Here is a 21320-nt window from a genome sequence, read left to right as displayed (position 1 = left end):
GGCCTGTAGGCCCGGTGTTTCTCAGTTGCTAAGCCTCCTTGGGATCAGACGTCGTCTGCTCCGTTCTGTTGCCACATGTCCTGCATGGGATCAGTGTCCTGGGCATGCATCGTGGTATCCATTCCATCCTGGAGACCACCTCCACTACCCGAGGAAGCAGATCCTTCCGCAGTGTCATCATCGGTATCAGCGCCCGAGAAGAGCGAGTCTCCCCCGGATTCGCTGTCGCTGACGAGGTCATCGAGGTCAAGACCGGATCCCATCTCATCGTCAGGCGACATTCCGGATCCACTCTCGCTTGACTCTCCAGGATCACTGCTCATCGCAGCCTCATCGTCCCCCATGGGGATGACGTCGCTGAGACTTACTTCAATGTCCTGGTCGCCATCGGCGTCACCATCGGCGTCTCCGTCGGCGTCTCCGTCGGCATCACCGTCGGCATCACCGTCGGCATCCCCGTCGGCATCACCGTCGGCATCACCATCGGCATCACCATCGGCATCACCATCGGCATCCCCGTCGGCATCACCATCGGCGTCTCCGTCGGCGTCACCATCGGCGTCCCCGTCGGCATCACCATCGGCATCACCATCGGCATCACCATCGGCGTCTCCGTCGGCGTCCCCGTCGGCGTCACCGTCGGCATCACCATCGGCATCACCATCGGCATCACCATCGGCATCACCATCGGCATCACCATCGGCGTCTCCGTCGGCGTCCCCGTCGGCGTCCCCGTCGGCATCCCCGTCGGCGTCACCATCGGCATCACCGTCGGCGTCACCATCGGCATCTCCGTCGGCATCTCCGTCGGCATCCCCGTCGGCATCACCATCGGCGTCTCCGTCGGCGTCTCCGTCGGCGTCACCATCGGCATCACCATCGGCATCACCATCGGCGTCTCCGTCGGCGTCTCCGTCGGCGTCACCGTCGGCATCACCATCGGCGTCTCCGTCGGCATCACCATCGGCATCACCATCGGCGTCTCCGTCGGCATCACCATCGGCGTCTCCGTCGGCGTCTCCGTCGGCGTCACCATCGGCATCACCATCGGCATCACCATCGGCATCACCATCGGCGTCTCCGTCGGCGTCTCCGTCGGCGTCACCGTCGGCATCACCATCGGCATCACCATCGGCATCACCATCGGCATCCCCGTCGGCATCCCCGTCGGCATCACCATCGGCGTCTCCGTCGGCGTCACCATCGGCGTCCCCGTCGGCATCACCATCGGCATCACCATCGGCGTCTCCGTCGGCATCCCCGTCGGCATCTCCGTCGGCATCTCCGTCGGCATCCCCGTCGGCATCACCATCGGCGTCTCCGTCGGCGTCACCATCGGCATCCCCGTCGGCGTCACCATCGGCGTCTCCGTCGGCATCCCCGTCGGCATCCCCGTCGGCATCCCCGTCGGCATCACCGTCCGCATCTCCGTCGGCGTCGGCGTCGGCGTCGGCGTCGGCGTCGGCGTCGGCATCAGCATCCGCATCCGCATCCGCATCCGCGTCCGCGTCCGCGTCCGCGTCGGCATCCGAATCAGCGTCTGCGTCACACTCGATATCTATATCGATATTGACATTGATGTCACAGCCGTCCTTCTCAATATCAACGTCTACATCGACATCTTTAATGTCACAGTCTGGGTCACAGAATTCGCCCAGGTTTCCAAGGCCTCGGTAGCCGTCAGCATCAGAGTCTGCGTCCGCATCTGCGTCTGAATCCGCGTCGGCATCGCAGTCGCAATCGATGTCGATATCTATGTTGACGTTGATATCGCAATCGGCATCGGCATCCGCGTCGGCATCGGCATCCGCGTCGGCATCAGCATCGGCATCCGCATCCGCATCGGCGTCGGCGTCGGCATCCGCGTCGGCATCCGCATCGGCATCGGCATCGGCATCGGCATCGGCATCCGCGTCGGCATCTGCATCCGCATCCGCATCCGCATCCGCATCAGCGTCGGCGTCGGCATCGGCATCGGCGTCGGCATCGGCATCGGCGTCGGCGTCGGCGTCGGCGTCGGCGTCGGCGTCGGCATCCGCGTCGGCGTCGGCATCAGCATCCGCATCGGCATCCGCATCGGCATCCGCGTCGGCATCCGCATCGGCATCCGCGTCGGCGTCGGCGTCGGCGTCGGCGTCGGCGTCGGCATCAGCATCCGCATCGGCATCCGCATCGGCATCCGCGTCGGCATCGGCATCCGCATCCGCGTCGGCGTCGGCGTCGGCGTCGGCGTCGGCGTCGGCGTCGGCATCAGCATCGGCATCCGCATCGGCATCGGCATCCGCATCGGCGTCGGCGTCGGCGTCGGCGTCGGCATCGGCGTCGGCATCAGCATCCGCATCGGCATCCGCATCGGCATCCGCATCCGCGTCGGCATCTGCATCAGCATCCGCATCCGCATCCGCGTCGGCGTCGGCGTCGGCGTCGGCGTCGGCGTCGGCATCAGCATCCGCATCCGCATCGGCATCCGCATCGGCATCGGCATCCGCATCGGCATCGGCATCCGCATCGGCGTCGGCATCCGCGTCCGCATCCGCATCCGCATCCGCATCGGCATCCGCATCCGCATCCGCATCCGCATCCGCATCCGCATCCGCATCGGCATCGGCATCCGCATCGGCATCCGCGTCGGCATCTGTGTCCGCGTCAGCATCCGCATCGGCATCCGTGTCGGCATCAGCATCCGCATCAGAGTCGGCATCAGCATCACTATCCGGTGGGGGGCCAGGAGGGCTGAATGGAGGGATGGGCCTGCCGGACGGGGTGAGATTACCGGTTTGGCTGAAACCGTCACGGCCGTCATCATCGTCCAGGGCTATGGCGATCGCGCCGAGCCCCACCAGGCCGGGGATCAGCCAGGAACTGACACCCGCAGTTGCAGCTGCCGGTGCTGCTGCGGCGGCAATCGGATATCCGGATCCGCCGAGCATGGCCAACATCACCGGCTCTTCACCACCTTCCAGCACCAGATGGCTCTGCTCACCATCTTCATCGACCTGGTAGAAGTTGGCGATAACGACCTGCTCACCCGACTCCAGGATAATGATCAGGTCACTGCCGTCCCTGGCGTATGAAACAATCTCGTCAGCGCCAAATGGCAGGCTGACAATCCCAATCGAAGATAGCGCCAGATCATTGAGTGGCGCCTCCCTGACCGACCCGGTTTCCCTGTCGTAAATTTTTCCAATCATGCTGTCACCTGACTACTTACCATCGTGAATCCCTTCCACACGAACAGCGGAGTGACGCCCTGCTGCATTTAGCTGTTTTATCAGTCCTGGCGGGTGCCTAATCCCTGAAAAATCAAATCGCCCAAAAACCACCCAACTCGAATAAATTTTGAGCAGTCCTTTGTTTATGGACAGTACGCCGTCACATTTCAAGAGCAATTCAGGCGCCGGCTATACTCGGAAGAGCCCGTATGGCGGGGCAATCAGGGAAGAGGGAAAATTTGATGACAGCGGAGCAGCACCCCCGCGGAACCGTGATTGGCGGTTTAAGGGACACGCCAATAATCGATGCGCCAGCGGGGCCCATTCTGGGAAAGATTTACGAAACCACTGGCGTGAGACGCTTCCTTGGCATCCCCTATGCCCGCCCTCCAGTTGGCAACCTGAGATGGCAACCACCGGAACCAATTCCCAGGTGGAAATCGCCGCTGAAAGCGTTCAGTTTTGGAATGCCCTCGGCACAGAATCCTTCAGTATTGATGGAAATTCGCGGGCCGAATGGGGAGTTGCCGGAAAGCGAGGACTGCCTCTACCTGAATATCTTTGCCCCGCCGGCATCAGCGAATAGCAAGCTTCCCGTGATGATCTGGATCCACGGCGGCTCCTTCTATATGGGGTCCGGCTGCCAGCGGATATATGACGGCTGCCACCTGGCAGGTAGTGGCCGTGCCATTGTGGTGACACTGAATTACCGTCTGGGCGCACTTGGCTTTCTGCGCCTGGCAGAATTCTGCGATGTCGATGCCACCGGCAACGAGGGCCTACTGGACCAACTAGCCGCCATCCGTTGGGTAAAGCACAACATCGCCGCATTCGGCGGCGATGCCGACAATATGACACTGTTCGGTGAGTCCGCCGGCGCCATGAGTATCGCCGCGCTGATGGCCATCCCTTCAGCTAAAGGGCTGTTCCAGCGGGCAGTAATCCAGAGCGGCAGCCCTTCTGTCTTCCAGACCCGCGCACGAGCAAATTCGCTGGGTGAGGCATTTGTGGAGGTGCTGCGTGGCAACGGCGGCATATCTCCTGCGCAGGCCAGCACCACGGACCTGTTGCGAGCCCAAAAGGATATTCTGGCAAACCCGCGTATTGAGCGGGAATGGGGCCAATTGCCATTCAAACCGGTCCTGGACGGAGAGTTGATATCGATATCGCCCATGGACGCCTTACGCCAGGGCCACGCCACAGAAATTCCCCTGCTGGTGGGCAGTAATGTCGAGGAATGGAACCTGTTCAGTGTCACCAACCCAGCCAGTTTCACTCTCGACCGGAACCAGGTTTTCCGGCATCTCGAGTGGTTACTGCCGGAAGCGGAACTGAATGCCCTGCTGGACCACTACCACGGCCGCGCCCGCTCGTTGACAGGCAGCCCCTGGCCGGAATGGAGCCGTACCTGGAACCTGATGCTGACCGATATGGTATTCACCTTGCCGGGGCTGCGGCTGCTGGACGCACACGGTGGCCGGCGTTATCACTACCACTTTGCCCAGCCACTGGCGGCGCAGCCCTTGCTGGGAGCCTGCCACGCAGCGGAGCTGGGGTATGTATTCGGCACCCACGGGGAGGACAGCCTGCGCGAACTTTACGGTGGTGAGCAGAACGCCGACGCGCTCAGCCGTGTTGTCCGCGAAGCCTGGCTAAGCTTCGCGGAAAGCGGCAGCCCCGGCCCCGACTGGCCCGCTTTCGAGGAGGGTTACAGCCGGCGCCTGGGATATCACCCGGCGGGCCATGCCCTCGACCGGGAAACCCTGACGCAGATATGGCAGGATATCGGTGACGACCTGATCGGGCGCTACCTCTGACCAGCCCGGTCTTCAGGTGCCGCCGGCAATCATGCAGTAGCAAGGGGGAGTACAGTGACAAGGATTCTGCTGATAAGGCACGGGGAAGCCGCCAAGGTCGCCGGAGTAAGGGACCCGGCGCTGACAGAATTGGGACACCGCCAGGCTGCGGAGCTGGCGGGGGCCATGGACTGGGATCCAGCCATGGCACTGGTCAGCAGTCCCAAAAGTCGCGCCCGGCAGACCGCTGAACCACTGGCCCGCAGGTTGGAACGGGACATCGTTATTGAACCGGCGGTCAATGAAATCCCCTCTCCCCGCGACCTGCCGCTGGCCGAGCGTGGCCCCTGGATCCGCTCACTGCTCGATGCAAAGTGGCAACAGCTGGAACAGCACCAGCTGCACTGGCGCGAGGAGATTATCAGCTACCTGCAGGGCCTCGACCGGGACACCGCGGTGTTCTGCCACTTCATGGTCATCAATTCAGTGGTCGCATACACCCGCGATGCGCCCGAAATCTGCCAGTTCCGTCCTGATTACACATCGGTTACCGAGCTCGTAGCTGCCAATGGCCGGCTGGAACTGGTGCGGCTGGGTCGTGAACGGGACAGTCGGATGCTGTGAGCAACTCGGGCCGGGGCCTCTCTCACAGCCCCGGTTCATTCCGTTCCGCCTCAGGCCAGGCTCTTGCTGACCACCTCGTAGAGGTCCGCTGACAATTGGCCACTTTCCATCACTGACTTGAGGGCCGTATGCATCTGGCTGCCAATATCCTTACGATATTTTTTCCAGCGGGTCAGCGGCGTCACCAACCGGGCAGAGATCTGCGGGTTGAGCTTGTCCATGGCAATGACCTGGTCGGCAAGGAATGCAAAGCCACTGCCGTCAGCCTTGTGGAACTGGGTGAAATTTCGATTGGCAAAACCGCCTAACACCGAACGCACCTTGTTGGGGTTTTTGAACTCAAATGCAGGATGTTGCATGAGCTCCTCGACATTCTCCAGGGTGCCATACCTCGCACTGCTGCTCTGCAGCGCGAACCACAACTCCACTACCTGGGTATCCTCCTGCCACCGCTGGTAGAAACTCTCCAGCGCCTCATTCATCTGCTCATCAGATCCGCGATTGACGAGGGCCGCCAGGGCCGCCGCGCTGTCGGTCATATTACCGGCGCCCTCAAACTGGTCCTGGGCCAGCGCCAGGTATTCGGCCTTGCCAGTGGCAGCCAGGAAGGCGAGGCAGGTATTCTTCAGCCGCCGCGCGGCAATGTCCTCCGCTTCCGGGCGGTAAGGTCCCTGCCGGGTAAATGCGTGATAGGTTGCCAGCAGTTCCTGGTGCAGGGCGTCTCCCAATGCAACCTCGGTAAATTCCCGGGCGACAATAATGGCCTCGGCATCAATCTCCTCTGCCTGCTCCGCCAGGACCTGTGCGCTGGGCAGGGACAGCATCTCTGCCACCAGCGCAGGATCCAGCTCCCGGTTCTCCAACACACTGCGATAAGCCGATACCAGCTCCGGAGAGAGCTCCATCTCACGCCCGGCACGATAATCTTCCTGCAGTGACTCCAGCGCAGAAAAAGCAAGGCGCTGGCCCGCGTCCCAGCGGTTGAACTCATCCGATTCACAACGCATCAGGAACAGTAATTGCTCCGCGGTGTAGCCGTAACGGAGTTTTACCGGTGCAGAGAACCCGCGCAGCAAAGACGGCAAAGGCTTTTCTGCCAGGCCACTGAAGCGGAAGGTCTGTTCAGCCTCACTGACCTGCAGCACCAGTTCGGAGTTGCCAGCCTGGTCCAGGGGCATATCGTTACCCTCGCCGTCAAGCAGGGCCACTTTCAATGGAATATGGAACGGTTTCTTGTTCGGCTGGCCAGGTGTGGCGGGGCAGGACTGGCGTACCGTCAGGGCATAATCACCTGTGCCGGGATCGTAAGCATCAGAGACCTCCAGCACCGGCGTCCCACCCTGGCTGTACCAGCGACGGAACTGCTGCAGGTCGACGCCATTGGCATCCTCCATGGCCCGGACAAAGTCCTCGCATGTCACCGCCTGGCCGTCGTGACGTTCAAAGTACAGATCGCTGCCACGACGGAAAGCATCCGGCCCCAGCAGGGTATGGATCATGCGCACGACCTCAGCGCCTTTTTCATAGACGGTCAGGGTGTAGAAATTGGAGATCTCCATATAGGAATCCGGCCGCACCGGATGCGCCATGGGCCCATCGTCCTCGGCGAACTGGGCCGTACGCAGCATGGAAACATCCTCGATCCGCTTCACCGCGCGGGAGTTCATGTCGGCTGAAAATTCCGCATCGCGGAATACCGTAAAACCTTCCTTCAGGCTCAGCTGGAACCAGTCACGACAGGTTACCCGGTTGCCGGACCAGTTGTGGAAATACTCGTGGGCAACGATCGATTCAATGCGCTGGAAGGCGGCGTCGGTAGCGGTTTCCGGGCTCGCCAAAACACATGCGGAATTGAAAATATTGAGGCCCTTGTTTTCCATCGCCCCCATGTTGAAGTGGTCCACCGCCACGACCATGAAAATGTCCAGGTCATATTCACGTCCGTAGACCTCTTCATCCCAGCGCATAGCCTTCTTGAGCGAGCGCATGGCGTGGTCGCACTTGCCGATATTCTTCGCCTCGGTAAAGATCTGCAGCTTGACTTTACGGCCGCTGGCAGTGGTAAAGGTGTCCTCAACATGTTGCAGGTCGCCCGCTACCAGGGCAAAGAGGTAGGACGGCTTCGCGAACGGGTCCTCCCAGGTGACAAAGTGCCGGCCATCTTCCAGCATCCCCCGCTCGACTTCATTGCCATTGGAGAGCAGCACCGGGTAATCGCGCGACGCCACGATTGTGGTGGTGAATCGCGACATAACATCGGGACGGTCCGGATAATAGGTGATTTTGCGGAAGCCCTCCGCCTCACACTGGGTGCAGTACATGCCATTGGAGAGATACAGCCCTTCCAGGGAGGTATTGTCCTCGGGGTTGATGCGGTTACTGATCTCCACCACGAACTCCGGACGGTCGATATCAACCGACAGTCCCTCGGGCGAGGCCCGGTACCGGTCTGAGGTGACGGGTTCGCCGTCAATGGCGAGCGACAGCAGCTCCAGCTCAACGCCCTCCAGCTCCAGCGGTGGCAGGGCTCCGCCCTGAGCCACTGTTCCCTGCATCCCCATCTCCCGGGTTACGGCTTCCGGGTTCCGGCGAACAGACAGCCGGGACCGCACCAGGGTACCCCGGGGCTGCAGTTCGAAGTGCAAACGGGTCTCGTCCACCAGGTAATCGGGCACACGGTAGTCGCGGAGGTAAACAGTGCGCGGCTGGGCATCTTTCATGGAGTGCTTCCCTTGACTTGCAGAGGTACTTCAGGTCGCCGCACGCGGCGGAGCGGCAGGTATCAGGCCGAGACTATAACCTCCGCCGCCCCGGGGGTGCCAGTCGCCCTGCAGCGGCGGGTGACGGCGTCGCCGGGCAACCCCTGTGGCGCCGCACGCATTATTATTTCCTTCACGGACAGTTACACTGTCACCTGCCGGTGCGCGGCATCGGCAACTTCCAGCAACTTTGTGCTGCGTCTGTAACCAGAGGTCGAATGTGCCCAGGACTCGCCTGACATTGCCGCTAGTGATCTGTTGCCTGCTGGCAGTGGCGCTGGCCTGGGCGTGGGTCGAACGGGACCGGCTGGCAACCGCGGTGGCCAGCTGGCTTGCCGGTGACACCCGGATCAACCACATAGAGGGCCTGCAGCTTTCCCCCGCCACCCTGGCCATCGACCAAGTATCACTGACGCTGTCCGGTGGCACACCGGTGGAACTGCGGGGCATTACCGTGTCCCACCCATGGCAGCTGTGGCGGGGGGCCGCGCGCAGCGAGATCGCCGTCGAGTCCATGAGGCTGGGGAATGCGCCCAGGTCTGCTGCGCCCCGTAATCTGGCGGAAAACATCCGCCTCAGTGACCTACTGGCTATCGTGCGGCGGGCCTTGCCACTCAGCCTGGACGTCCGGCACCTGGTCCCCGCAGGGGCGCCGGACCACCCCCTTCGCATACAGCTTGATCGGACCGGGGATGATCAGCGGGTCAGGCTGCGGATTACCGGCGAGGGGGTGACCGGCCAGCTGGTAATGGCAAACCTGGATCCGGGGCGCCCACAGACAACACCTCTGCAGCTGGAGGCCTCCCTGGGCGACGCGCAGGGTTCACGGGCTGTTGCTCTCAGCGGGACACTGGCGCCGGACCCGAGCCCCACGCTTACAGACACGACACCCACTCAGTGGCGTACTGAATTAACCCTGGCAATCGACCTGGAGAGCCTGGAGCGCGCCATCACCGCCCTGTCCCTGCCAGCCCCCCTTACCCAGAAGCTCGGTCCGGCCTACCTTGCCCTGGCCAGTGGCGACCCGCGAGGGGAGATGCAGGCACGCCTCAGCGGCAATATCCCGGACAACCTTGTGGCACTGGAACAGTACGGGAATATCCTGGTGCTGATCGACACGATTGAGGTAACAGCCCGCCTGGACCGGATGCAAAAGCCGCTGCCGCTGGCGATGGCCCTGGCAACCGAAGAGCCGATCCGGCTGGACATCACCACCCTCCAACCGCTCCAGGTTAAACAGGCAGCAGGATCTGCCAATGTGCGCCTGACGCCAATCGGCGATTCCGGTGACGAGCTGTTATCCGGCAACCTCCAGGCCCACAGCACGGCCGGCGCCAGCCAGCTCTCGGCCAGCGGCTCCCTGGATCTCACCACCGCGACATCCCTGCTGGGGGCCACCGACCATGATCTAATTACCCGGCTGCAGGAGATGGGCATCCGGCAGTTACGCGGGCAATTGCCGTTCGAGGCCTCTGCAACCCTGCCTCCGGTCGGGCAGGTGGCAGGTGCAGGTGGTATCACCAACCTGCATCTGCAGCTCCAGCCGGACAGCCAGCCAGCAGCAGAAATTTCCCGCACCGACACCACCCCGGAAAGCCTGCAACAGGTTTTTACGGCACTGGCTATGGAACGGGGCGTAATTTCGCTGAACCTTGCAAAAGCTGTTTCGTTCAGCGCTGACCACTGGCCCGGACCTATGGCGGTGAACGGCGAGGCCGTCAGCATGGCGCTGACTGATGGTTCCGGTACCCGGCGATTCTCGGCAACAGCGGAGTCACTGGCATGCCAGCTCGATACGGCTACGCACTGCACACTTTCACTGGTAGCAGAAGCTCCGGAAATACACCTGCCTGGTGAGGACGGCGGGTCCATCAAAGACAGCCGCTTTTCCGTGCAGGGAGCTCTCTCCCTGGAAAATGGCCGTGGCAAGCTGGACAGCAGCCAGTTACAGCTTAACGCTGGCGCACTGCAGGCCGGCGAAGTGGAAGCTGAAAATGCCACAGTGAAGTCCGGCAAGTTTTCGTGTATGCGGGACTCGCAACAGGTTTTCCGCTGCAGCGGTGCGCTGCTGGTGACCCTGCCCTGGCTTCGCGCCGGGAAAATGGAAGGTGGCGGCTCGCTTGCGCTAAAACAGCTGGATTTCGTGTACCAGCCGGACAAGCTGCAGTTGTCGAGTGATTACAGCACCGATGACTGGAGCGCGAAATTCAACGACCAGTACCAGGTATTTTCCGAAGCCCGGGGCCACTTCTCTCTTCGCGACCGGGTCCTGCGGGGTGATACCCGGGCCAGGCTGGGGCATGTCGCCGCCAACGGGGAGTGGATGCACAACCTGGCAAGCGATGGCGGTTCGGCCACGTTTTCCCTCCCGGATGCGGAGTTCAGTAAGAACCGGCCACTGAGCAATGTGGTGTCAGGCCTACCCGTGGAGCTGGTCTCCGGCCAAATGGTGGTACAGGGCAGGCTGTCCTGGCCGGCCGGCGACTCCGATACCCTGTCTGCCCAGCTCAGTGATATCGCCGCTGTCTACGACAAGTCCTTCGCGGTGGGAATTACCGGAAATATTGCCCTGCAACGAGAGGACGGCCAGTGGGCTACGCCGGAGCCCCAGGACATCGCTGTCGAGAGTATCGACGTGGGTGTGCCGATCGAGAACGTCCGCTTTGCCCTGTCGCTGGAAGCAGACAATGACCTGGTGTTGAACGGATTCAACGCGGAATTGCTGGAGGGCAATGTCCAATCGGATTCCATCACCTGGAACCTGGACGGAAAGGCACGGCGCAGCCAGGTGTCCATAACCGGCCTGTCCCTCAAGGCACTGAGCAACGAAATGGAGGCCGGTAACTTCGCCGCCAGCGGCGTACTGGACACGACCATTCCCCTGGTTACAGATGCCGGCGGCATCACGGTTGAGCGCGGCACCGTTAAGGCCCGCCCGCCTGGTGGCCGCCTTCGCTACTATGGCGCCTTCTCCCCGGAAATGCTGTCCAGTAACCCGCAATTAAAAATGCTCGCCGGGGCGCTGGAGGATTACGACTACCGGTCGCTGAGTGGCACGCTCGAGTATCCTCCCAGTGGCGATATGCAGATGCAGCTGAAACTGGTGGGGCGCAGTGCCTCCGTGGACAAGGACCGCGACCTCATCATCAACCTCAACCTGGAAAACAATATCCCGGCTATGCTCCGATCCCTGCAGGCCAGCCGCGACCTGGCCGATGCGCTGGAAAAACAGATCGGCGCCAATTGACCGGAGCGGAAAAGGCAGGCGATTCAGGTTCAGTTTGCGTTAAGCTAGCACCCATAAACTATCATGGCGATCAACCCGAGGAGTGCCAGATGACCCACCGCCGACTGCTACCCATGCTGTTCGCGGCCGCCCTGATTGCAGCCGGCTGTACGCCGACCGTCGCAGTACAGGCGCCCAGCGAGCCAATTACCGTCAACCTGAACGTGAAGATCGAGCACGAGATCCGCGTCAAGGTGGACCGGGAGCTGGAAAACCTGTTCGAGGACGAAGAAGGTATTTTCTGAGGAGCCCTATGATGAAAACACTGAAGCACATCCTGATGGTCCTGGCTTTCGCGGTGGCGCTACCTGCCGTCGCCATTACGCTGGACGCCGCCCGCAGCCAGGGGCTGGTGGGCGAAGCAAACAGCGGTTATATCGCCGTGGTGGACCAGAGTTCTGCAGAACTGGAAAAGCTGGTCGACGAGGTCAATGCCAAGCGCAAGCGGGAATACGCGGCGATTGCCAAGCGCAATGGCATTTCCATTGCCCAGGTGGCCGCCCGCGCTGCCGAAAAACTGGAGGCACGCCTGCCCCCGGGAGCTTATTACCAGGATAACCGCGGCCGCTGGGTACAGAAGTAATCCGGCCTGCCCACACATAAAAAAGCCCGCATCCGTTGCCGTGATGCGGGCTCTCGATCCGGTGACATTGCTGCCGGCCGGGCGGCTTTCAGTTCAGAGATTGCCGAATAGGGACATACCATCCAGCCCCTGCTTTTCCATCACTTCCCGCAAGCGCTTGAGGGCGTCGACCTGGATCTGCCGTACACGCTCTCGCGTGAGGCCGATCTCACGACCCACCTCTTCCAGGGTGCTGGCCTCATAACCGCGCAAGCCGAACCGACGGGAAACCACTTCGCATTGCTTGTCCGGGAGCTCACCCAACCAGCGGTTGATACTATCGAACAGGTCGGTGTCCTGAAGTAACTCGGCCGGATCCGATTCGTGCTGGTCGGGAATGGTGTCGACCAGCGTCTTCTCCGAAGACGGGCCGATGGGTGTATCCACCGAGGTAACCCGCTCATTCAGGCCGAGCATGCGCTCCACATCCTCAACCGGTTTTTCCAGCAGCGTGGCTATTTCTTCAGCCGAGGGTTCGTGGTCGAGCTTCTGAGCCAGTTCCCGCGAAGCACGCAGGTACACATTGAGCTCCTTGACCACATGGATCGGCAGGCGGATGGTGCGGGTCTGGTTCATGATCGCCCGCTCGATAGTCTGGCGGATCCACCAGGTGGCGTAAGTGGAGAAGCGGAAACCCCGCTCAGGGTCGAATTTTTCCACTGCGCGGATCAGGCCCAGGTTGCCCTCTTCGATCAGGTCCAGGAGGGCCAGCCCGCGACTGACATAGCGCCTTGCTATCTTGACCACAAGTCGCAGGTTACTCTCGATCATTCGCTTGCGCGCTGCGGCATCACCGCGGAGGGCCTTGCGCGCATAATACACTTCCTCTTCCGCCGTCAGCAGCGGGGAAAAGCCAATTTCATTCAGGTAAAGCTGTGTCGCATCGAGATTTTTCTGCAGGTGGGTATCGGTTTCAGTCCTGCGCGCTCGAGGCTTGAGGGGGGTAGGTTCAGAACTCTTTTTTGCCGTTTTTTTTGCGGGACGGCGCCCGCTTTTCGGTTTCGCTTCTGTGGAAGATTTATCTTGAACTTTCTGGCCTGACTGATCTGCTGCCAACTCTGGAGGAAGATCTGCGTCGCCAGTCACAGACTGGTGTTGCCGTTGTGCATCCATTTCCCCAACTCCTTGTACTATGCCATTATCAGCCGCACCTGGAGCAAGCGGAGCCGGGGCCCGATTACTTTCGGCGCGACAGTCACCGGGTCGGGACGACCGCTGGGGAGGGCGCGGGTACGCTTACAAGGAAGGACCATCTCGATGCCGACCTTGCAGCCGTCACTACTCCGGTGACTACCTCAAGTGGTACAAACAAAAATCCATTTTTATTTGCAGAGCCTTCGGTCCAGTTGGGCTATGGCAGGTAGGTCATGGGGTCAACAGGCTGACCGTTGCGACGGATCTCAAAGTGGAGCTTGTTGCGGCTGGTACCACTTGAACCCAGTTCCGCGATCCTCTGCCCCGCTCTCACCGCGCTGCCCTCTTTCACAAGAAGCTTGTGATTGTGGGCATAAGCACTGAGGAACTCCTCGCTGTGCTTGACGATCAGCAGGTTGCCGTAACCTCTCAGCGCACTTCCCGCGTAGATCACAGTGCCATCGGCTGCTGCATGGACAGAGTCCCCCTTTTCCCCGGCAATATCAACTCCCTTGCGCAGGGGATCCCCGGAAGTAAATCGACTGATCAGCTTGCCCCGGACAGGCCACTGCCAGCGGATCTGTCCGGCAGTCCGCGTCGCCGCCGGTTTTTTAACCGGCTTGGGTGTCAAGGATTTTGAGCGAACTGGCGCCTTAGGCTTTTCCTGTTCCGCCTTGCTGACCGGGGCGCTGGCAATGGTAGTGACCACGGGCTTCGACAGATCCCTGGGCTCCGGCCGGGGTTGCGGGTGCGGCTGTGGACGGGGCCGGGTGCGCGACTGCGGGCGGGACACCGTTTGCACTGGCTTGCCCTGCAGCTTGAGTCGTTGGCCGGGATAAATACTGTAGGGAGCACTGATCCCGTTCAGCGCTGCCAGCTCCCGGTAATCACGGCCATAGCGCCAGGCGATGGAATAGAGTGTCTCGCCCTTGCTCACGATGTGGTGGCCGATGCGGATACTGGGGGGCTGGGCCAGGGAGCTGGTCGGAGCCGCAGGACTGGCACAGCCGGGTATTACTGCCGCCAGCATGACTAAGGTTAATATTTTAAACACACAATGAAATTTGTGACCAAAATCACAACCATTGTCGCGCCACTCGCAGTGTTTAAAATGTTGAATCAAGTGACATTCCATTATTCTCTTTTTACATCAACCCGGGACATTTATGGAAAAAGTGTATAAAAAAATGTCCCGAAATTGTGCCCGAAACCCATAGAAAACGCTGCCTGTCCGACCTGAAACAGGTCACAGCCAAATAAAGTGCCTTTTTCCGCCCCTTATTTGTGCGTCGAATCCACTGCCTTGCCCAAATGGTCCACTGCCAGTACCAGCAGGACCGCGACCAGGGCCGCCACCATGGCCTGCAACACCAGAGGCTCGGCGCCGGTTTCCCCCGCAAAACGCCCGGGCAGCGCGTTGGACAACAGCGGGGTCAACTTGTCCCCCGTCGCCACCGCCTCGTCCGGGAGCTTCCAGGGCCAGACGATTTTCAGGCTTCCCATCAGAACACCAGCGAGAAATGCCAGTGTGCGGGCCGGGAAATGATGCATCAACCAGGATAACAGCCGGCTGAACAACATCAGTCCGGTTACCGCACCGGCGGCGAAATACAACAGGCTTGCGACCTGTAATTCATGCACAGCCTCAAGTACCCGCGGGTAGATCCCGATCAGCAGCAGGATAAAGGAACCCGATATACCGGGCAGTATCATGGCGCAGATTGCCAGCGCTCCGGAGAGGAACAGGTTCAGGGGGGTTGCAGACACCTGCCCGGGGCGGAGCTCGCTCACGCCCACCGCCAGCAGTATACCCAGCGCCAGGCAGACCACCACCGACCAGCTCCAGCGTGGCACCTGGCGCATGATAGGGACCGTGGAAGCGAGGATCAGGCCGAAAAAGAAAGCCCAGACAACAATCGGGTAGTGATCCAGCAGGTAGCCGATCAAGCCGGCAAGGCTGAAGACACTCAGCAGTACGCCGCAGAACAGTGCCAGCAGGAAGTTGCCATTGATGTACTGCCAGGCCACCAACGGGCCATGGCGCCTGAGCACTGTCAGGCAGTGCGGGCCGATCCGGCTCAGGCTGTCGAGAAGTTCGCCGTAAATGCCGGTGATAAACGCAATGGTGCCACCGGAAACACCTGGCACTACATCCGCGGCGCCCATACCCATGCCCCGCAGTACCACGCCCCAGTAGCGGCTCTTCAGTGACTGGCCCGGCATCAGCGGATGACTCCCGATAACAGCGGCACGAAGCGGACCGGCTCCAGCCGCTCCACCTCAAACCGGTCGCTATCCTCACGCCTGGTCACCAGGGTCAGGAACTGGCGCTCGGTACCTACCGGGATCACCAGCACCCCATCCGGCGCCAGTTGCTCTTTCAGTTCCATTGGCACGGTGGACGGGGCGGCAGCTGTTAGGATCGCATCGTAGGGACCTTTCTCGGGCCAGCCGAAACCCTCAGTGCTTACCCGTGTCTCCACATTGTAAATATCCAGCTCCCGCAACCGGCGGCGTGCCTGCCCCAGCAGGGGCGCAATACGTTCCACGGAATACAGCTGGTCCACCAGCCGGGCGAGAATAGCTGTCTGGTAACCGGAACCGGTACCGACTTCGAGCACCCGGTGCAGGGATTTTGCCCGGCTCAACAGCAACTCTGTCATGCGCGCGACAATGTAGGGTTGGGAGATAGTCTGGCCGTAGCCGATGGGGAGCGAGGTATCCTCGTAAGCCCTGATGGCAAGGGCCTCATCGAGAAACAGGTGACGCGGGGTGGATGCCATCACCTCCAGCACGTCGTCGTTCTGGATTCCCCCTTCCCGCAGGCGCTGTATCAGGCGATTGCGGGTGCGCTGGGACGTCATCCCCAGCCCTTCGCGTTTCAAGCGGTCCATAGTGTCCCTTTCAACTGGCGACGGGCCCCGGGGCCCGTCGGCGTGCCGGCCTGTCGCCGGTTATGATTCTTTGTTGTCGTCTATTTTATGGCGGCATCCGCAACGTTGGCCAGTTCTGCCAGCTCCCGCAGAACCGCGGTGGCGAAAGCACCGACCGGCAGTGCAAACGTTAACTCCAGGTCGTCCCCCAGCCACTCGTGCTGCAGTCCCTCCGGAACCAGCACCAGGGGCCGCCGTTCCTGCTTCAGGCCACAGTGCTCCAGCCAGTCGCACCAGGACTGCCAGGGTTCGATCGCAGCAGCCTCGAGCTCGGCCAGATCAGCGCCGGCCGGATTCCTGCCGCGCCCCCACAGGGGGCCGGTGGGGATACTCTCGGGCTCCCCGTCCATCAACTGCCGCCAGCTGTCCTCACGCACCCGACGCGCCACCACCTGGTTAAAAAGCCAGCTGCGGGCCGCCGACATGGCAAAAGCCCGCTCACTCTTGCGACTGCGCCCGCCCTCCTCTGCCAGCCGCCGTGCCAGAGACAGGTTGCCGCCCTCGCGCCCGAAGCGCTGCTCGCCAAAATAATTCGGGACCCCGGCAGCGAGACGACCGATCAGCCTGTCCGCTGCATCGCGATCGCCACGCACATCACGCAGCCGGATCCGGAAGCGGTTGCCCGCGTGCTCGCCGCGACGCAATTTGCGCGCGCCGCGTCCGTGCTGGAGCAGCTCAATCTCTTCATTGACCACACCGCTCCAGTCGGGTTCGGGTTTCTGTGCCAGCCAGACGCTGAACCACTGCGTGGTAACCGCATGGCGATCCTTGAGACCGAAGTAGCTCACGTCCCGGGGTGCCACGCCGGCCACCCGCGCAAGCTGCTGCGCAACCCAGCCGGTGTTGGCGCCACGCTTGCGAACCTGCAGGTAGACGTGCTCACCCGACTCGGCGAGGGTCGGGGCAGCCAGCTCCTCCACGACAAAGTCCGCGGGTTCGCGCCGGAATTCGGCGTGGATCACCGGGCCGCCCAGTGCGCGCGGCCAATCCAGGTCCCACTGCTCAGTCATGTGCGCGCTCCAGTAGCACCGAGGCCATGGCGGCGATGCCCTCACCCCGACCGGTAAAACCCAGGCGCTCACTGGTAGTCGCCTTTACGCTCACGTCGGCGGTGCCGACAGCGCAGTCAGCGGCAATATTGGCCCGCATCTCCGCGATATGGGGTGCCATTTTCGGTTTCTGGGCTATCAGGGTGCAATCGGCATTGCCCAGCCGGTAACCGCGCTGGTGTAGTTCCCCAACCACGTGTCGCAGCAGCTCGCGACTGTCCGCGCCGGCAAACCGACTGTCGGTATCGGGAAAGTGATGGCCAATATCCCCCAGGGCCAGCGCCCCCAGGAGAGCATCGGCCAGCGCATGGAGCAATACATCACCATCGCTGTGGGCAACAAGCCCGCGGCTATGGGGAATCCTGACACCGCCAAGAATGACATGGTCCCCTTCTCCGAAGGCATGTACGTCGAAGCCCTGGCCAATTCGAATACTCACTCGCGATTCTTCTCTCTGTTGCTTACCCGAAACCAACCCGGCAGTTTGCTCAACGACTGGTTTCCGTCGCTGCATAACGCAACCGCAGGACCGCCTCGACCAGCGGGATATCCGCGGGCAACGTTACCTTGATATTGTCCCTGCGGCCCTCCACCAGGCGGGGGCGATGGCCCTCCAGCTCCAGCGCGCTGGCCTCGTCGGTAATCCCCTCGCCCCGCTCCAGGCCCCTGCGCAGGCAGCGCTGCAATTCTCCCAGTGGTGCGCGCTGGGGTGTCTGCGCCTGCCAGATATGCGTCCGGTCCAGGGTCTCGGCCACCCGCTCGCAGTCCCCCTCCGACACGCCCAGCTTCAGGGTGTCACTGGCCTTCTGCGCCAGCAGTGCCATCGGCTCACCCTCATCATCGAGCAGCGCATGGATATCATCCAGGGAGATACAGGGGCGGGCCGCATCGTGTACCAGCACCTGGGTTTCCGGCGCGACCCTGCCGGCCAGGAAGTTGAGCCCCTCGAGCACGGAATGTGCGCGCTCCGCACCGCCGGTCACCCGGTGAACGCGGGGATCCAAGGATTCGGGGATATGCTCGTAGTAGGGGTCATCGTCGGACACTGCCACCACAACCCCGGCCAGCCCCGGCCAGGTCAGGATGTTGCGCAATGTAAGGGAAAGAAGCGGCCTGCCCAGCAGCGGCAGGTATTGCTTGGGCCGGTCAGCACCCATGCGCCGGCCTGCGCCCGCAGCGGGAACTACTACCCAGAAGTCGGAGATCACTGGTTCTTGCCCTCCCCCGGCTCGAGAAAGATAAACAGTGTTTCTCCCTCCTTGATCAGGCCGAGGTCGTAACGCGCCTTGGCTTCCACGCCCTCGGTGCCTTCCTTGACACTGCGCACCTCACGCAACAACTGTCGGTTTTCACGCAACAGCGCCGCGTTCTTCTGTCGTTGCTCATCCAGCTGGCGCTGGAGACGTGAAACTTCCGCCAGACTGCCCTCGCCCACCCACAGGCGATACTGCATGACAAGCAGGGTGACGAGGAGGAAAGCCAGCAGCCATTTCATAGAGAATCTACGCAGTTTCAATAATCGATACCAGCAGGGGCGAACCTCCAGCCCGCCCCACCCGGTGCAAACCATCGATCAGGGCGAACGCCGGGCTCTCCCTTTCATGCGCCGGATCTTATTTAAATTCGGCGCGACCGCGATACGGGGCCTTGCCATCCAGTTCTGCCTCGATACGCAGCAGGCGGTTGTACTTCGCCACGCGGTCGGAGCGGCACAGGGAGCCGGTCTTGATCTGGCCGGCAGCTGTGGCCACCGCCAGGTCGGCGATGGTGGTGTCTTCAGTCTCGCCGGAGCGATGGGAGATAACCGCGGTGTAACCCGCATCCTTGGCCATCTTGATCGCGTCCAGGGTCTCGCTCAGGGAGCCAATCTGGTTGAACTTGATGAGGATGGAATTGCCCACGCCCTTGTCGATGCCCTCTTTCAGGATTTTGGTGTTGGTAACGAACAGGTCGTCACCTACCAGCTGCACCTTGTCACCGATCTTGTCGGTCAGGATCTTCCAGCCATCCCAGTCGCCTTCATCCATGCCATCCTCGATGGACAGGATGGGATAGTTAGCGGAAAGGTCCGCCAGGTAATCGGCAAAACCGGCGCTGTCGAACTGCTTGCCCTCACCAGACAGGTCGTACTTGCCATCCTTGTAAAACTCGGAGGAGGCACAGTCCAGGGCCAGGGTAATATCTTCACCCAGCTTGTAGCCGGCCTTGTCCACTGCTTCGGCAATTACCTTCAGGGCCGCTTCGTTGGACGGCAGGTTCGGGGCAAAACCACCCTCGTCACCGACGGCAGTATTGAGGCCCTGGGCGGACAGCACTTTCTTCAGGGAATGGAAAATCTCAGCGCCCTGGCGCAGGGCTTCAGAGAAGGAAGCAGCCTTAACCGGCTGGATCATAAATTCCTGGATATCCACATTGTTGTCGGCATGTTCACCGCCATTGAGGATATTCATCATCGGCACCGGCATGGTGTATTCACCGGCCGTGCCGTTAACTTCCGCAATGTGCTGGTAAAGCGGAACATTCTTGGAAGCCGCCGCGGCCTTGGCCGCCGCCAGGGAAACCGCCAGGATTGCATTGGCGCCCAGCGTGGATTTGTTCTCGGTGCCGTCAGCATCGATCATTGCCTTGTCCAGCGCACGCTGGTCGGTGGCGTCCATACCCTTGAGCAGGTCGGCGATCGTTGTGTTGATGTTTTCAACCGCCTTCAGCACACCCTTGCCCAGGTAGCGACCCTTGTCACCGTCGCGAAGCTCCAGCGCCTCGCGGGAGCCCGTGGATGCACCGGAGGGTGCACAGGCGGAACCGACGGAACCGTCCTCCAGGACAACGTCCGCCTCGACGGTGGGGTTACCACGGGAATCCAGCACTTCAAAGGCTTTGACAGCAACGATCTTGCTCATTAACAGGCTCCATGTTGAAAGTTATTGAATTGAATCTGTTTGCTCACAGGGGCAGTCGCCCCAACTGTTTGTTCTGTTCCGGCGCTACTTGGTATCCAGCGGCTCGAAGCCCTTCACCAGGTCGTCCACTGCTTTCATCTGGGCCAGGAAAGGCTCCAGCTTTTCCAGCGGCAGGGCACTCGGCCCGTCACAGAGGGCCTTGTCCGGATTCGGGTGCGCTTCCAGGAACAGGCCGGCGATACCCACCGCCAGGCCGGCACGTCCCAGCTCGGTTACCTGCGCACGACGGCCACCGGACGCAGCCCCGGACGGATCCCGCATCTGCAGCGCATGGGTCACGTCAAAAATCAATGGTGCGCCGCCGGAAGCATCGATCATGGTACGGAAACCCAGCATATCCACCACCAGGTTGTCGTATCCGAAGCAGGCACCGCGCTCACACAGGATGACTTTTTCGTTACCTGCCTCGGCAAATTTTTCCACCACGTTTTTAACCTGCGGCGGGCTCATGAACTGGGGTTTCTTTACATTGATCACCGCATTGGTGGCCGCCATGGCCTGGACCAGGTCGGTCTGGCGGGCGAGGAAAGCCGGCAGCTGGATCACATCCACCACCTCTGCCACCGGAGCCGCCTGGTAGGACTCATGCACATCGGTGATCAGCGGGACGCCGAAGGTCTGCTTAATTTCCTCAAAGATCTTCAGCCCTTCTTCCATACCCGGACCCCGGTAGGAATGGATGGACGAGCGGTTGGCCTTGTCAAATGAGGCCTTGAACACATAGGGAATGCCGAGTTTCTCGGTGACTTTTACATAGTGCTCGGCAACCTGCATGGCCAGGTCGCGGGATTCCAGCACATTCATGCCGCCGAACAGGGTAAAGGGCCTGTCGTTGGCAACCCGGGCTTTTCCGACTTCAATCGTTTTCATTTTCTTCCCTTTGCCTCACCCACCCCGCGACGGCGGGGGGAGGTGGTATATCCGCGAGGGCCCCTGCGGGCCCTG

The 21320-nt window shown here is 61.4% G+C and carries 17 protein-coding genes; 5 read left to right on the top strand and 12 right to left on the bottom strand.

All coding sequences use genetic code 11. The features are described 5' to 3' along the window. Window positions 1–44 precede the first annotated feature (44 nt). The gene (locus ACH6CX_RS15925) at window positions 45–3191 is read right to left on the bottom strand and encodes a BapA prefix-like domain-containing protein (RefSeq protein WP_396675876.1); all 3147 of its coding nucleotides are present in this window, start codon (window positions 3189–3191) and stop codon (window positions 45–47) included. A 263-nt stretch (window positions 3192–3454) separates the two neighbouring features. Here ACH6CX_RS15925 and ACH6CX_RS15920 point away from each other — a divergent pair, with 263 nt between their 5' ends. Together ACH6CX_RS15920 and ACH6CX_RS15915 are read left to right on the top strand one after the other, a co-directional pair. After that, window positions 3455–5029, top strand: coding sequence for a carboxylesterase/lipase family protein (locus ACH6CX_RS15920; protein WP_396675874.1), 1575 nt, complete (start codon window positions 3455–3457; stop codon window positions 5027–5029). A gap of 54 nt (window positions 5030–5083) precedes the next feature. Next, window positions 5084–5632, top strand: a complete 549-nt coding sequence (locus tag ACH6CX_RS15915) for a histidine phosphatase family protein (RefSeq protein ID WP_233005741.1) — start codon at window positions 5084–5086, stop codon at window positions 5630–5632. Window positions 5633–5682: 50 nt separating this feature from the next. Here the strand turns inward: ACH6CX_RS15915 and pepN are convergent, their stop codons facing one another. Then, the gene (gene pepN, locus ACH6CX_RS15910) at window positions 5683–8352 is read right to left on the bottom strand and encodes an aminopeptidase N (protein WP_233005742.1); all 2670 of its coding nucleotides are present in this window, start codon (window positions 8350–8352) and stop codon (window positions 5683–5685) included. A gap of 259 nt (window positions 8353–8611) precedes the next feature. Between pepN and ACH6CX_RS15905 the strand changes: the two genes are divergently transcribed. The 3 genes from ACH6CX_RS15905 to ACH6CX_RS15895 all read left to right on the top strand — a co-directional run bounded on the left by ACH6CX_RS15905 (window position 8612) and on the right by ACH6CX_RS15895 (window position 12260). Beyond that, complete coding sequence (locus tag ACH6CX_RS15905) at window positions 8612–11638, top strand: YdbH domain-containing protein (RefSeq protein WP_396675871.1); 3027 nt, start codon at window positions 8612–8614, stop codon at window positions 11636–11638. 89 nt (window positions 11639–11727) lie between these two features. After that, on the top strand, window positions 11728–11922 hold the full coding sequence (locus tag ACH6CX_RS15900) for a YnbE family lipoprotein (RefSeq protein WP_237064297.1): 195 nt from the start codon (window positions 11728–11730) through the stop codon (window positions 11920–11922). 11 nt (window positions 11923–11933) lie between these two features. Further along, window positions 11934–12260: a YdbL family protein gene (locus ACH6CX_RS15895; RefSeq protein WP_233005744.1), complete on the top strand. Its 327-nt coding sequence runs from the start codon at window positions 11934–11936 to the stop codon at window positions 12258–12260. 93 nt (window positions 12261–12353) lie between these two features. Here the strand turns inward: ACH6CX_RS15895 and rpoS are convergent, their stop codons facing one another. The 10 genes from rpoS to kdsA all read right to left on the bottom strand — a co-directional run bounded on the left by rpoS (window position 12354) and on the right by kdsA (window position 21245). Next, window positions 12354–13412 (bottom strand): RNA polymerase sigma factor RpoS, encoded by a 1059-nt coding sequence (gene rpoS / locus ACH6CX_RS15890; protein WP_233005745.1) that lies wholly within the window; start codon window positions 13410–13412, stop codon window positions 12354–12356. Window positions 13413–13650: 238 nt separating this feature from the next. Then, the gene (locus ACH6CX_RS15885; RefSeq protein WP_233005746.1) at window positions 13651–14487 is read right to left on the bottom strand and encodes a peptidoglycan DD-metalloendopeptidase family protein; all 837 of its coding nucleotides are present in this window, start codon (window positions 14485–14487) and stop codon (window positions 13651–13653) included. Window positions 14488–14711: 224 nt separating this feature from the next. Next, window positions 14712–15656, bottom strand: a complete 945-nt coding sequence (locus ACH6CX_RS15880) for a DUF368 domain-containing protein (RefSeq protein ID WP_237064299.1) — start codon at window positions 15654–15656, stop codon at window positions 14712–14714. Then, window positions 15656–16327 (bottom strand): protein-L-isoaspartate(D-aspartate) O-methyltransferase, encoded by a 672-nt coding sequence (locus ACH6CX_RS15875; RefSeq protein ID WP_233005748.1) that lies wholly within the window; start codon window positions 16325–16327, stop codon window positions 15656–15658. The genes ACH6CX_RS15880 and ACH6CX_RS15875 overlap by 1 nt, the downstream gene beginning before the upstream one ends. A gap of 80 nt (window positions 16328–16407) precedes the next feature. Further along, window positions 16408–17376 (bottom strand): tRNA pseudouridine(13) synthase TruD, encoded by a 969-nt coding sequence (gene truD / locus ACH6CX_RS15870; protein ID WP_237064303.1) that lies wholly within the window; start codon window positions 17374–17376, stop codon window positions 16408–16410. Continuing rightward, window positions 17369–17848 (bottom strand): 2-C-methyl-D-erythritol 2,4-cyclodiphosphate synthase, encoded by a 480-nt coding sequence (ispF, locus tag ACH6CX_RS15865; protein ID WP_233006668.1) that lies wholly within the window; start codon window positions 17846–17848, stop codon window positions 17369–17371. Before ispF ends, truD begins: the two co-directional genes overlap by 8 nt. A 55-nt stretch (window positions 17849–17903) precedes the next feature. Next, window positions 17904–18623 (bottom strand): 2-C-methyl-D-erythritol 4-phosphate cytidylyltransferase, encoded by a 720-nt coding sequence (gene ispD, locus ACH6CX_RS15860; RefSeq protein ID WP_233005750.1) that lies wholly within the window; start codon window positions 18621–18623, stop codon window positions 17904–17906. Then, a complete protein-coding gene (locus tag ACH6CX_RS15855; RefSeq protein WP_233005751.1) occupies window positions 18620–18910 on the bottom strand; it encodes a septum formation initiator family protein in 291 nt (96 codons plus the stop codon). The genes ispD and ACH6CX_RS15855 overlap by 4 nt, the downstream gene beginning before the upstream one ends. Window positions 18911–19028: 118 nt before the next feature. Then, window positions 19029–20315 carry a phosphopyruvate hydratase gene (gene eno / locus ACH6CX_RS15850; protein ID WP_233005752.1) on the bottom strand — a complete coding sequence of 429 codons (1287 nt, stop codon included), beginning with the start codon at window positions 20313–20315 and terminating at the stop codon, window positions 19029–19031. Window positions 20316–20399: 84 nt separating this feature from the next. Further along, window positions 20400–21245 carry a 3-deoxy-8-phosphooctulonate synthase gene (gene kdsA / locus ACH6CX_RS15845; RefSeq protein WP_233005753.1) on the bottom strand — a complete coding sequence of 282 codons (846 nt, stop codon included), beginning with the start codon at window positions 21243–21245 and terminating at the stop codon, window positions 20400–20402. Window positions 21246–21320: the final 75 nt, after the last annotated feature.

Origin of the sequence: Microbulbifer sp. JSM ZJ756, assembly GCF_044383805.1 — a bacterium.
Classification (GTDB): domain Bacteria; phylum Pseudomonadota; class Gammaproteobacteria; order Pseudomonadales; family Cellvibrionaceae; genus Microbulbifer; species Microbulbifer zhoushanensis.
This window is presented reverse-complemented; position numbering and strand designations above follow the sequence as displayed.